Here is a 12,881-nt window from a genome sequence, read left to right on the forward strand (position 1 = left end):
ACGGTGGTTTGAGGGGGGGCGCTGGCCACGAATGATTTGTTCGCTGGAAATGTATCTCAACCAGCTTCATAAACAAAGCGTCTTGAACATCATCGGATTTTGAAAAAGGAACATGGATGCCGCGTCGTGTCACTTTAACCGATCGGCAGAAGGACGCGCTGTTGCGCCTGCCGACTTCGCAGGCGGATTTGCTCAAGCACTACACGCTGAGCGACGAGGATCTCGGGCATATCAGGCAGCGCCGCCGCCCGCACAACAGGTTTGGCTTTGCCCTGCAATTATGTGTTCTCCGTTATCCTGGGCGAGTGCTGGCCCCGGGTGAGCTGATTCCGGCGGAAGTCATCGAGTTCATCGGAGCGCAGCTTGGTCTGCACGCCGACGATCTCGTTGATTATGCCGCGCGCGAGGAGACGCGACACGAGCACCTTGCCGAATTGCGGGGGCTCTACGGATTCCGTACCTTCGCCGGACGCGGCGCGCGCGAACTGAAGGAGTGGTTGTTCCGGGAAGCCGAGTTGGCGGTTTCGAACGACGATATCGCCCGTCGCTTCGTAATCGAATGCCGTCGCACCCGCACGGTTCTCCCTGCGACATCCACGATCGAGCGGCTTTGTGCCACGGCTCTGGTCGATGCTGAGCGGCGGATCGAGACAAGAATTGCCGGCCGCCTTTCACCGCCCATCTGGGAGCAGTTGTTGGCATTGCTCGAGGACACGGTTGACGATCGGGTGACCCGTTTCGTCTGGCTGCGGCAGTTCGAGCCCGGTTCGAACTCTTTGTCTGCGAATCGGCTTCTTGACCGGCTAGAATACCTGCAACGTCTCGATCTTCCCGAGGATCTGCTGACTGGAGTTCCCGCTCATCGCGCAACGCGGCTGCGCAGGCAGGGCGAGCGGTACTATGCCGACGGCATGCGTGATCTCCCGGAGGACAGGCGGCTTGCGATTCTGGCCGTGTGCGCGTCGGAATGGCAGGCGATGCTCGCCGACGCCGCGATCGAACCCCATGATCGGATCGTCGGCAGGCTATACCGGGCCTCGGAACGGATTTGCCAGGCGAAGGTTGCGGATGAAGCGAACGCGGTGCGCGCCGCCTTGAAATCCTTCGCCGAAATCGGTGGGAGCTTGCTCGATGCACAGGATAACGGCCAGCCGCTGGAAACCGTCATCGCGGATGGATCGGGCTGGGACGGCTTCAGGGCCCTTGTCGCCACGGCCGCCAGCCTGACCGCCATCATGGCGGACGACCCGCTCAATCATGTGCTCGACGGCTATCATCGCTTCCGGCGCTATGCCCCACGGATGCTGCGTTTACTCGACCTTCGGGCCGCGCCGGTCGCGAGGCCGCTAGTGGAAGCGGTGATGATCCTGCGCAATGGTTTGAACGATACAGCGCATACCGACTTCCTGCGGCCGAGTTCGAAATGGCATCGTCATCTTCGCGCCCAGGCGGCTGGCGACGGCCGCCTTTGGGAGATCGCGGTGCTGTTCCATCTGCGCGACGCGTTCCGCTCGGGGGATGTCTGGCTGGTACGATCCCGGCGCTACGGTGATCTGAAACAGGTTCTCGTTCCTGCGCAAGCCGTGGCGGAAAGCAGCCGTCTCGCTGTACCATTGCGGCCTGAGGAATGGCTGGCAGATCGGCAAGAGCGCCTCGATATCCGGTTGCGCGAGCTTGGCCGCGCCGCGCGCATGGGCACGATTCCCGGCGGGTCGATCGAGAACGGCATCCTGCATATTGAAAAACTTGAAGCCGCTGCACCGGACGGTGCCGAGGATCTGGTGCTCGATCTTTACAAGCAGATACCGCTCACACGCATCACCGATCTTTTGTTGGAGGTCGACGCCGCGATCGGCTTCTGCGAGGCCTTCACCCATTTGCGCACCGGTGCGCCCTGCGCCGACCGGATCGGACTGATGAACGTCATTCTCGCGGAAGGGGTCAATCTCGGCCTGCGAAAGATGGCGGACGCCACAAACACCCACACCTTCTGGGAACTGATCCGTATCGCACGGTGGCATGCCGAAGGCGAAGCCTACGACCGGGCACTGGCCATGGTGGTTGAGGCGCAGGCCCGTTTACCGATGGCTCAATTCTGGGGCGCTGGTATCTCAGCATCGAGCGACGGTCAGTTCTTCGCCGCGACCGAGCAGGGCGAGGCCATGAACCTGGTCAACGCGAAATACGGCAACACCCCCGGCCTGAAAGCTTACACCCACGTCTCAGATCAATACGCACCGTTCGCAACCCGGGTAATCCCCGCAACAGCAAGCGAGGCGCCCTACATCCTCGACGGCCTGCTCATGAACGATACCGGCCGCCATATCCGTGAGCAGTTCGCCGATACTGGTGGCTTCACCGACCACGTCTTTGCCGCCTGCGCCATTCTCGGCTACCGGTTCGCTCCGCGCATCCGGGATCTGCCGTCCAAACGGCTCTATGCGTTCAATCCGTCTGCCGCGCCGGCGCACTTGCGCGCCATGATCGGCGGAAAGATCAACCAGGCCATGATTGAGCGCAACTGGCCCGATATCCTGCGTATCGCCGCCACCATAGCGGCTCTGTTGCACAAATCGTCTGAGGGGATTCATCTCGTTAATCCAAGGTGGTAGCTGCGAAGTATGAGCAGACCCACACTCCCCGCCTACAAGACCCGGAACTGGCCGGCCTACAACAAGGCGCTGAAGCGCCGGGGCTCGCTAACAATCTGGTTCGACCCCGACATGACCTGGGATGCCGCGCCGACCGGCAAGCGCGGCCGACAGCCTGTCTACAGCGATGCTGCCGTCCAAACCTGTCTGACGATGAAAGTCCTGTTCGGCATGGCGCTACGGCAAACGACTGGGTTCGTTGAGAGCCTACTGGGGCTGATCGGCTTGGACTGGGCCGTGCCGGACTTTAGCACGCTGTCGCGTCGCCAGAAGACCCTGAAGGTGAACATACCCTATCGCGGTTCAGACGGCCCGTTGCACCTGCTGGTCGACAGCACCGGGATCAAGATCGAGGGCGAGGGCGAGTGGAACGCCCGCAAGCACGGTGGCGCGAAACGGCGCGTCTGGCGCAAGATCCACATCGGGATTGATGAGAAAACACTAGAGATCCGGGCGGCCGAGTTCACGACCAGCGACGTCGGAGACGCGCCGATGTTGCCCGAGCTGCTGGACCAGATCCCGCCTGGTCAGGAGATCGCCACCGTTACCGCAGACGGGGCCTTCGACACCCGCAAGTGCCATGACGCCATCGCCGAGCGTGGTGCCGCCGCGATCATCCCGCCCCGCAAGAACGCCAAGCCTTGGAAGCCCGACACCGCCGGGGCGGTCGCCCGCAACGAGATCCTGCGCACATCGAAGCGCGTCGGAAGGACCATCTGGCGACGATGGAGCGGATATCACCGCCGAAGCCGCGCTGAGACCAAGATGCACTGCATCAAGCTGCTGGGTCAGCGCCTGTCTGCCCGCCAGTTCGACCGTCAGGTTGCGGAGTTCCAGGTCCGCGTCGCCGTCCTCAACGGCTACACCGCGCTCGGCATTCCCGTCACGGAAGCCGTAGGATAAGTCTATTCGGGATAGGGGAGGTCCACCCCTCACCCGATTTGTGCAACAGAGCCGCGTCTTAGCATAACGGCAGCATGGCCGCTGGCGTTGGTTTGATTGTGCCTTTCTGCTTAAACCCTTAACACTTTAGAGAGTCGAGCACCCGAAGGAGATAACACGGATGAGCGAGCTTTCCCAATACGCGATCCTTTTCGGGCTGAGTGTCGGTGTGTTCGGTTTCGTGCTCAGCCTCTACGGGCTCGCCCGGGCCATCGGGCGCACGCGCTCGGAACCGGGCAAGGACGTGCCCGCCACGGCCGGTACCTTGTCGCGCGATCCGGTCTGGGTCCGCTATCATGCGCGCTATGCCGGTTATGCGCTGCTGTTTCTGGCCTTTGATATGGAGATGGCGTTCATGTATCCGTGGGCGGTCGTCTACCGCGAAGAAGGGCTGATCGCATTGCTCGACATGGGCGTTTTCCTCTCAATCCTGTTCCTGGGCCTGCTCTATGGCTGGAGCCAGGGCGCGTTGAGGCGGCAATGACCATAGCCGGGGCGCGAGAGGGCGCGATGTACGGGATCAGGCGGGCGGTCGCGGCGGCCATGGCGCGCGATCTGACGGCCTTTGTGCTGCCCGGCCCGTCTGTCGCGCGGTCGATGGGGATCGACCTTGCCAATGCGCACCTGCGGATTGTGGGCACCCCGCGCCATGCGAACGTGCTGATTATTGCGGGCCCCTTGGACGTAGGGCTGCGCGATGCGGCCGCCGTGGCCTATGCACAGATGCCGCGTCCGCGCACGATCCTTGCACTGGGCGCGGGCGACATCGCCCCGTTGCCCGATGCGGACGTCTCGGCACCACTGACACAGGCCGGGCTGCACTCTGGGTTGGCCGATCTGCGCCGCGTTGTCGCGGCAGGCGCGTTTCGCGCAAACACCGGGGAGTTTACCGCCGCCGCTCTTGAGGTGCGCGTGGAATACACCTGCCCAATGCATCCCGAGATTGTCCGCGACGCCCCCGGAGACTGCCCCAAATGTGGCATGACGCTGGTGCCGCGCGAAACAGCGTCCGATGGACATGGTGGGCACGGTGGCCACGACATGCCCCGGGAGGACAGGCCAAACCCCGCCGATCACGCACATGCGGGCCACGCTCACGACGCGGGCGGGTCGGGGGCATACACTTGCCCGATGCACCCCGAGGTGATCAGCGACGCATCAGGCAAGTGCCCCAAATGCGGCATGAACCTGGCGAAGGCGGAGGAGGTGGAAAGCCACGGTCACGGGCATGGGCATGGGCACGCAAGCCACGCGCCCTCCGCGCATGGCGATCATGCCGGTCACGACGACAAGGCGGGCGGGTCGGGGGCATATAGTTGCCCGATGCACCCCGAGGTGATCAGCGATGCACCGGGCAAGTGCCCTAAATGCGGCATGAACCTGGTGAAGGCGGAGGAGGTGGAAAGCCACGGTCCCGGTCACGGTCACGGGCATGGCGGTCACGGCGGGCATGGCAAACAGCAGGACCATTCCGGCCACGATGGGCATGCCGGACATGGCGGCCACTCCAAGGCCACTATCGACGGGATCGAGCCGCATTTCATGTCGATGGTCGAACTGACGGAAGGCCAGCCGCGCAGCAGCGACGGGTTGCAGATGGACTGGATCGAGGTGCCGTTCGGGCCGTTCTTTCCGGGCCTGCCCGCAGGGCTGCGCCTGACCCTGACGCTGGACGGCGATACCGTGGCGGCCAGCGAGGTCAGGAGCCTTGTGGGCAGGGCGGAACTGGTGGATGGTCCGCCGATGGCGGTGGTCGATTTCGTCGAGCGTCTGGCCGCGATGATGCCGCTCAGCCCCGTGGCCTATCGCATTCTCGCCTGCGCATCGATCGAGGAGGCCGCCCGCGTCGACCCCGGCCAGAACGCGCGCCGTGGCCGCGCCGCCGCGGGGGAACGCGAGCGGATCGTCAGCCATCTGGGCTGGCTGGCCGAGTTCGGCACGCAGTCGGGGTTTCTCTGGCTTGCCGCGCGGGCCGGGGCGTTGCAACTGGCGGTGCGGGACGCTGACATTGACGGGATCGCCGCGCAGGCCCTGGCGATCCGGCGGCTGATCCGCCGGGTCGAGGCAGCGCCGCTGATGCGGATGCGGCTGGGACGGATTGCGCGCATCGGCAAGGACACCCCGGCGAGCGGCCCGGTGGACCGGGCGCGGGGTGGCGGATCGGATGCCCGTACGGGTGATCCAACGCTGAAGGATCTCGGGTTCGAAATGCGCGTCCGCAACGGCGGCGATGCGCTGGCGCGGCTGCGGCTGCGCTGCGACGAGATCGCCCAAAGCCTCGACCTGATCGCGGCCGCCGGGATGATTGCTGTGCCGCAGGTGCCGGATGTGGACAGGGTGTCGGGCGAGGGCGAGGCTCGCATCGAAACACCGCGCGGCACGGCGTCGCTGCGCGTGAAGCTGGCCAATGGCAAGGTGGTCGAGGCCGATCTCGACACGCCGACAGACGTGAACATCGCCCTTGTCGAAACGGTGACGGCGCAGCAGGAACTGGGCGATGCCCTGAGCGCCGTCGCCTCGCTCGACCTGTCGCCCTGGGAGGTGCGTGGATGAGCATTCTTGTCGTTCTCCTGTCGCTCGCCGCCGGGGCCTATGCGCTGGCCGTCATCGAACGATGGGCCGTGCATGGGCACCTGAGCCTGACCGGTCCGGCCTGGGCCGCCTTGGCGCTTATGGGGCGGGAATCGCTGCTGGCGCGCAAATCTGACCGGTTGTTCTTTGAGCTTGGGCCGGTGCTGCTTTTGGTGGCGGGGCTGATGGCGGTGGCAGTGATCCCGCTGGCGCCGGGGCTTATCATCACCGACCTGGCGACCGGAGCGCTGTTTTTGAACGCTGCGCTGGCCTATGTGCTGGTGGCGCTGATCATGGCGGGCTGGGGGCCGAACGGGGCCTACGCCATGATCGCGGGCTGGCGGTTCCTGGGCCAGTTCATTGCCTATGCCATGCTGATCGTGATGCCGATCACCGCCGTCGCCATGCGGGCGGAGTCGCTCTCGACGGTTGAGATCGTCGCCTCGCAGGCGCAGCTCTGGAACGTGCTGTACCAGCCGATGGGGTTTGTCCTGTTCGTCGTGGCGGCGATGGGGCTGGCCTGGCTGCCGCCGCTGGACCTGCCCGATGCGACCGGCGAATTGGCCGGCGGGGTCGAGGCGGAATATACCGGCGTGCGGCTGGCAGTGCTGCGGCTGGCGCGGATGGTCATTATCCTGGCGCTGGCGGGGGCGACCGTGACCTTCTATCTGGGCGGCTGGCTGGGCCCGTGGCTGCCCGCGTGGGCCTGGAGCGCGATCAAGATCCTGGCCGTGGCCGCGGCCATGCTGAGCGTCGGGCGCTATATGCCGCGCATCCGCGAAGCGCGTTACCTGGCGCTGAGCTGGAAGCTGGGGATCTCGCTGGCGCTGGCCAATATCTTTGTCGTGGGCGTGATCGCGCTGGTGGTGCCGATATGACGGTTCAGATGATCTTCTTGGCGTTCTTCGGCGGCGCGGCGGTGTGGTTCGGCGTCGTGGTTTTCCGCACCCATTCGATGGTGCGCTCGGCGCTGGCGCTGCTGTTTTCGCAAACCGCGATAGGGGCGATGTTTCTGGTCATGCAGGCCGAGTTTCTGGGCGTGTTGCAGATCATGATGATGGCCACGGAAATGAGCGTGATGGCGATTTTCATGGTGATGTTCATGATGGATCCCGGCGGCATGGGCAAAATGGACATGACCCACCAGAAACGCCTGTCGCTCTGGGCCGGGGGCATTGGGCTGCTGGCCGCCTTGCTGCTGGTCTGGCTGCCAGATTGGGGTCCGGTCGCCCTGTCGGTGCCCGGCGCGCATGAACAGGCCGCCGATCTGGGGCGCGAATTGCTGGGCCGGTCGATGTTCATTTTCCAGTCGGCGGGGCTGACCATCCTCACGGCGATGATCGCGGCCACGATGGTGGCCATTGTCCCCAACGCGGAGCAGCGCAAATGATCCTGGAGCTGATGATCGCGCTCGGCGTCGGCGCGGGGCTGTTTGGTGTCGGGCTCTACGGCGCGCTCAGCCAGACCAACCTGGTGATGATCATCATGGGGGTCGAGCTGATTTTGGCCGCAGCACTGGTCAATCTGGTGGCCTTCTGGCGCTATCTGCACCCCGATGAACCTGCCGGTCAGATGTTCGTGCTGATCGTGATGGCGGTGATGGCGGTCGAAATGGCGGTCGGCTTTGCCATTGCCATCGCGCGGTTCCGGGTGCGCGGATCGGTCGAGATGGAAGAAGCGCGGGAGTTGAAGGGATGACGATGCTGGCACTCACCCTCCTCGCGCCGCTTCTGGCGGGGCTTGTGGCGCTGGCGCTGCGCCGCGCACCCGAAGCGATTGCGCTTGCGGGCGTCGGCCTCGGGTTCCTCGCGGCGATGGCGGTTCTAGCGGGTGCGATTGCGGGCAATGCGGTGCAGATGGTCCTGCCGGGCCTGCCGCAAATGCCGCTGCGGCTGGTCGCGACGCCGCTGACGGCGATCGTTTCGGCCATGGTGGCGACGGTGGCGGCTTTTGTGGTGGTCTATGCCGTGGGTTACATGCGCAGCGACCCCGAAAGGCCGCGCTTTTTCGGCATCCTGCTGCTGTTTGTCGCGGCGATGCAGGCGCTGGTGCTGGCGGGCGACTGGATCACCGTGCTGGCCGCGTGGGAACTGATCGGCTTTTCCAGCTATCTGCTGATCGGCTTCTGGCATGGCCGCGACGGCGTGCCCAATGCCGCGATACGGGCGTTTCTGTACACCCGCAGCGCCGATCTGGGCCTTTATCTGGGGATTTTTGTGCTGATCGGCTGGGCCGGCACCTCGGAAATCTCGGCTACATTGGCGATTAGCGGCACGCCCGCACTGGTCGCCGGGTTGCTGTTGCTGATCGGCGCGATGGGCAAGTCGGCGCAGGTGCCGTTGCAGGACTGGTTGCAGCGCGCCATGGCCGGCCCGACGCCGGTCTCCGCTTTGCTGCATTCCGCGACTCTGGTGGCGGCGGGGGCGATCCTGCTGATCCGCGTGGCGCCGATGCTGCCGTCGGGTGCGCTTCTGGCCGTTGGCCTGGTGGGCGGCATAACGGCGGTTGTCACCGGGCTGATCGCGCTGGCCGAGCGGGACCTGAAGCGGCTGCTGGCGGCCTCGACCTCCAGCCAGTACGGGCTGATGTTGTTGGCCATTGGCGCGGGTGTGCCGGCGGCGGCGCTGCTGCACCTGATTGCCCACGCGGCGATCAAGAGCACGCTGTTTCTGGGCGCGGGCGTGTTCCAGCATGATCGCGACGGCACCGATATGGAGGCGGTCGCGGGCGCGGGCCGGACGCGCCCGCTGATCCTTGCTGCCTTCGGCATTGCCGCGCTGGCGCTGGCGGGTATTCCGCCGCTGGCCGGGTTCTTTTCCAAGGACGCGATCATCGCCGCCGCTCTGGCCGCTCCGGGTGCGATCTGGCTGGCGCCCCTAGCGCTGGCGGGTACAGTTTTGACCGGCGCCTATATGGCGCGCGCACTGCGGGTGTTGTGGGGCGGCGAGGCACAGCCGGTTTCCGGCAAGGGCATGGGCTGGATGTCTGCGGGCATGGCGGTGCTGACGGCGCTGGCGGCGGGGCTTGGGTTCGCCTTCGCGCCGCTGGAACATCTGCTGGAGTCCGAGCTGCCGACGGAAGGGGCCGCGATGATCCTCGGGCTTGCCGCCGCGCTGAGCGGCCTGGTGCTGGGCTGGTTCATCCAACCTGCCCGCCTGATGGGGCCGGTTCTGCCGATGGCGCAGCGCGGCTTTGCCGTCGCGGGCGGTATGGACGGGCTGGTGCTGCGCCCGTCGCTGGCTTTTGCCGCCGCCTGTGAAGGATTCGAACGGCGTCTGCTGGCGTCGCAACTTGGCCTTGTGCGGATCTTGAGCCTTGGCACCGCATCCAGTGCCGAGCGTTCAGACAAACGGCTTTATGCCGCGACCCTTCAGGTGGGCCGGATGAACCTGCGCCTTGGCGACGGCGCCGAAAACACCGACACCCATGGCATCGACGGGCTGATCTTCGGCCTTGTCGCCCGGACAATCGCCGCCGGCCGCCGCCTGCGCCTGCTGCAAAGCGGGCTGATCCACCGCGAACTCGCCCTGACAGTCATGGGCATTGCCGTCATCGCGGCGGTGCTGCTGATCTTACCGATGTCCTCCTGAAGAAAGACGACCCCGCCATGCCCCTTCTCTCGATCTCCGTCTTTCTACCGCTTCTTGGTGGCGTGCTGCTGATGGCCCTGCCAAACAAGTCGGCGCGCATCGCCCATGGCGTTTCCATCGCCACCACCGGGCTGACCTTCGTTGTGACGCTGGCGATCTGGGCGCGGGGCACGCTGCCGGACGGTTTCGCGCAGGTCGAGGAAATCGCCTGGATCCCGGCCATTGGTGCCGCCTTCCGGGTTGGCGTCGACGGGCTGAGCCTGCCGCTGATCCTGCTGACCTCGCTGCTGTTTTTCCTGTCGGCAATCTATGCGGCGCGGATCACCGACCGCCCGGCGGTCTTTGTCGCGCTGATGCTGATGCTGGAGACCGCGTCGATCGGCACCTTCGCGGCGCTGGACGCGCTCCTGTTCTACGTCTTCTTTGAAGTGTCGCTGGTCGGCATGTACTTCATGATCGTCGGCTGGGGCTATGAAGAACGCCAGCGCGCCGGGCTGATGTTCTTCATCTACACGCTGCTAGGCTCGCTGCCGCTGTTGCTGGCGATCATCGGGCTGTATCTGGCCACGGGAAGTTTTGACATGCGGCTGTGGATCGAGGCGCCGCCACTGACTGGGCTGGCGGCGATGCTGGCGCTGATCGCGATGCTGTTCACCTTCGCGGTCAAGATCCCGTCCTTTCCAGTGCATACTTGGCTGCCCGCGGCCCACGTGCAGGCCCCGACCGTGGGCAGCGTGATCCTCGCCGGGGTGATGCTGAAATTCGGCACATACGGCCTTGTGCGTTTCGCCTTACAGATGACGCCCGACGCCTTTGCGCAGGCCGGTCAGGTGGTGCTGGCCTTTGGCGTATTCAGCGCCCTTTACGGTGCCTTCGTGGCGCTGGCGCAGTCAGATCTGAAGAAGATGATCGCCTATACGTCGGTGAACCACATGGGCTATGTGGTGATCGGCGTCGCGGTGGCGGCGCTGACGCTGGACCCTGACTTGCGGGCGGTCGCGCTCAATGGTGCGACCTTGCAGATGGTCAGCCACGGCATCGTCACCGGGGCGTTGTTCTTTCTCGTCGGCATGTTGCAGTCGCGCGCCCACGAACGCGAGATGACCGCGTTCGGCGGGCTGCTGGGGCAGGTGCCATGGCTGGGCTGGGCCTTCGTGCTGTCGGCCTTTGCCTCGCTCGGGCTGCCGGGGTTGGCGCATTTCCCGGCTGAATTTCAGATCTTCCTGGCCACACTGAATGCCCAGCCCTGGGCCATCGTGGCGATCATCGCCATCGTGGTGACGGCGGGGCTTTATCTGCGCGCGATCGCGGCGGTATTTCTGGGCGAGCGAAACGAGAAATGGGCGGCGATGCCCGATCTGGACCGGGGCGAGATGCTGGCCATCGTGCCGCTGCTTGTCCTCATCATCCTGATCGGGGTGGCGCCGTCTTGGTTGCTGAACATGATCGACGTGACGATGCGGGCGCTGCAACTCTGATGGCGCGCGACCTGTCCTTTCTGTTTCCCGAACTGATGTTGGCCTCGACGGTCGTGCTGATGCTGGTGGCCGAGATGCTGCGTGCGCCGCGTCTGGCACTGACATTCGGGCTGATCGGGCTGGGCCTGTCCACCGCGCTGACGTTGCCGCTGCTGGAGGCCGACACCAGCGTCTTTGGCGGCACCTACCGAGTCGATCTGCTGTCGGGCTGGGCCAAGCTGATCCTGCTGCCAGGCACCGCGCTGGCGCTTCTGATGACGCGGGCCGAGATTGCCGGGAAGGACCGCGAGGGAAGTGTCTATACGCTGCTTTGTCTTGTGACGCTTGGGGCGCTGATGCTGGCGGGCGGTGGCGACATGATGCTGCTGGTGCTGGGCGTGGTGCTGACGGGTCTGGGCTCCTTCGCGATGGTAGCCTGGCCGCGCGACGATGCGGCGACCGAGGCGGCGATGAAATATCTGGTGTTCGGCGCCGTCACCGGATCGGTGATGATCTACGGGCTGACCTTCTGGTTCGGTGGTGCCGGATCGACGCTTTTTTCCGAGCTTGGTGCGCTTCAAAGCAAGCCGCTGATCGCGCTGGCGGGGCTGGTCGCGGTGCTGATCGGACTGGGCTACAAGGCGGCGCTGGTGCCGTTCCAGTTCTGGGCACCCGACGCCTATGACGGCGCGCCGGTATCGGTCGCGGCTTTTCTGTCGGTGATCACCAAGGTGGCGGCGATTTTTGCCTTTGCGCAGGTGCTGCGCGATCTGCCTGTCGCTACCGGCTGGCCCGTCGTCGTCGCGCTGATCGCGGCGGTGACGATGTCATTCGGCTATCTGGCCGCCCTGGTGCAGAGCAATGTCGTGCGGCTGCTGGCCTATTCCTCGGTGGCGCAGGCGGGCTATTTCATGCTGGGGATTGTGGCGCTTGGCACCAGTCCGTTGGCCCTGCCTTCGGTGATCGTGTTCGGCGCGGCCTATGTGGCGATGAACCTTGGAGCCTTTGCAGTCATAGTGATCGCGGGCCGCAATCTGGACGACTTCAAGGGCTTCGGCCGCGCGCGCCCATTGATCGGTGTGGCGATGGTCGTGTTCCTGCTGTCGCTGACCGGTATTCCGCCGCTCTTCGGCTTTGTCGGCAAGGTGCTGCTGTTCGGAGCCGCGATCGAGGCGGGCTATCTTTGGCTGGCGGTGATCGGGATCCTTAACAGCGTGCTGGCGCTGGCGGTCTATCTGCGCATCGTGGTGCCGATGTATCAGGCGCGCGATGGCGAAGCGGTTCGGGCAGAGGTCGCGCTGCCGTTGTTGGTTGTGCTAGGTGCGACCGCGTTGGTCACGGCGCTGATGGGGCTGTTCGCGGGAGTGTTTCCCGGGTGACTTAAGGCGCGGTTTTGTGCCAGTCGGTCAAAGTGGTGATCTTGCTATCCTAGCCTGCCAGCGGCTCGGCCATTCGCTCCGCATTCCCGGAATTAAGCAGCGTCTCGATATCACCATAAGCGCGGCGGGTGGTCACGGCCCCAGCCGCGATACAGTGGCGCTTTGGGGCAGGAACAAGAACTGTTCCCCGCGACACGCTAAGGTCGAACGGAGCGTGAACGTCATGCGGCGTGGCGTAACCGAGCCGGAAGTCGGAGCGACCGGAAGCCTTCGGGCATCTGATGTTCTGCA

Annotated in this window: 10 protein-coding genes and 1 pseudogene; 10 read left to right on the plus strand and 1 reads right to left on the minus strand. The window is 65.0% G+C overall.

What is annotated here, in order from left to right:
- Positions 1 to 116: 116 nt before the first annotated feature.
- The 10 genes and pseudogenes from GTK01_RS20260 to GTK01_RS20305 all read left to right on the plus strand — a co-directional run.
- Positions 117 to 2,561 (plus strand): annotated as a pseudogene (locus GTK01_RS20260) (Tn3 family transposase); the annotation flags it as partial.
- Between the two features lie 60 nt (positions 2,562 to 2,621).
- On the plus strand, positions 2,622 to 3,554 hold the full coding sequence (locus GTK01_RS20265) for an IS5 family transposase (RefSeq protein ID WP_252929565.1): 933 nt from the start codon (positions 2,622 to 2,624) through the stop codon (positions 3,552 to 3,554).
- Positions 3,555 to 3,714: 160 nt separating this feature from the next.
- Positions 3,715 to 4,077, plus strand: coding sequence for an NADH-quinone oxidoreductase subunit A (locus GTK01_RS20270; protein WP_061979516.1), 363 nt, complete (start codon positions 3,715 to 3,717; stop codon positions 4,075 to 4,077).
- The gene (locus tag GTK01_RS20275; protein WP_252929567.1) at positions 4,074 to 6,146 is read left to right on the plus strand and encodes a heavy metal-binding domain-containing protein; all 2,073 of its coding nucleotides are present in this window, start codon (positions 4,074 to 4,076) and stop codon (positions 6,144 to 6,146) included. The genes GTK01_RS20270 and GTK01_RS20275 overlap by 4 nt, the downstream gene beginning before the upstream one ends.
- Entirely contained in the window at positions 6,143 to 7,042 is a 900-nt protein-coding gene (locus GTK01_RS20280; protein WP_139085420.1) for an NADH-quinone oxidoreductase subunit H, read from the plus strand. Before GTK01_RS20275 ends, GTK01_RS20280 begins: the two co-directional genes overlap by 4 nt.
- On the plus strand, positions 7,039 to 7,554 hold the full coding sequence (locus tag GTK01_RS20285; protein ID WP_252929569.1) for an NADH-quinone oxidoreductase subunit J: 516 nt from the start codon (positions 7,039 to 7,041) through the stop codon (positions 7,552 to 7,554). Before GTK01_RS20280 ends, GTK01_RS20285 begins: the two co-directional genes overlap by 4 nt.
- On the plus strand, positions 7,551 to 7,862 hold the full coding sequence (gene nuoK, locus GTK01_RS20290; protein ID WP_003164308.1) for an NADH-quinone oxidoreductase subunit NuoK: 312 nt from the start codon (positions 7,551 to 7,553) through the stop codon (positions 7,860 to 7,862). The genes GTK01_RS20285 and nuoK overlap by 4 nt, the downstream gene beginning before the upstream one ends.
- A complete protein-coding gene (locus GTK01_RS20295) occupies positions 7,859 to 9,754 on the plus strand; it encodes an NADH-quinone oxidoreductase subunit L (protein WP_061979518.1) in 1,896 nt (631 codons plus the stop codon). The genes nuoK and GTK01_RS20295 overlap by 4 nt, the downstream gene beginning before the upstream one ends.
- Positions 9,755 to 9,771: 17 nt before the next feature.
- On the plus strand, positions 9,772 to 11,232 hold the full coding sequence (locus tag GTK01_RS20300; RefSeq protein WP_040344977.1) for a NuoM family protein: 1,461 nt from the start codon (positions 9,772 to 9,774) through the stop codon (positions 11,230 to 11,232).
- Positions 11,232 to 12,590, plus strand: coding sequence for an NADH-quinone oxidoreductase subunit N (locus tag GTK01_RS20305; protein WP_003164311.1), 1,359 nt, complete (start codon positions 11,232 to 11,234; stop codon positions 12,588 to 12,590). Before GTK01_RS20300 ends, GTK01_RS20305 begins: the two co-directional genes overlap by 1 nt.
- Positions 12,591 to 12,639: 49 nt before the next feature.
- On the opposite strand, the gene GTK01_RS20310 is transcribed toward GTK01_RS20305, so the two are convergent.
- A partial coding sequence (locus GTK01_RS20310; RefSeq protein ID WP_252929571.1) for a hypothetical protein occupies positions 12,640 to 12,881 on the minus strand: 242 nt, incomplete at its 5' end.

Origin of the sequence: Aliihoeflea sp. 40Bstr573, assembly GCF_024105655.1 — a bacterium.
Taxonomy (GTDB): Bacteria; Pseudomonadota; Alphaproteobacteria; order Rhizobiales; family Rhizobiaceae; genus Aliihoeflea.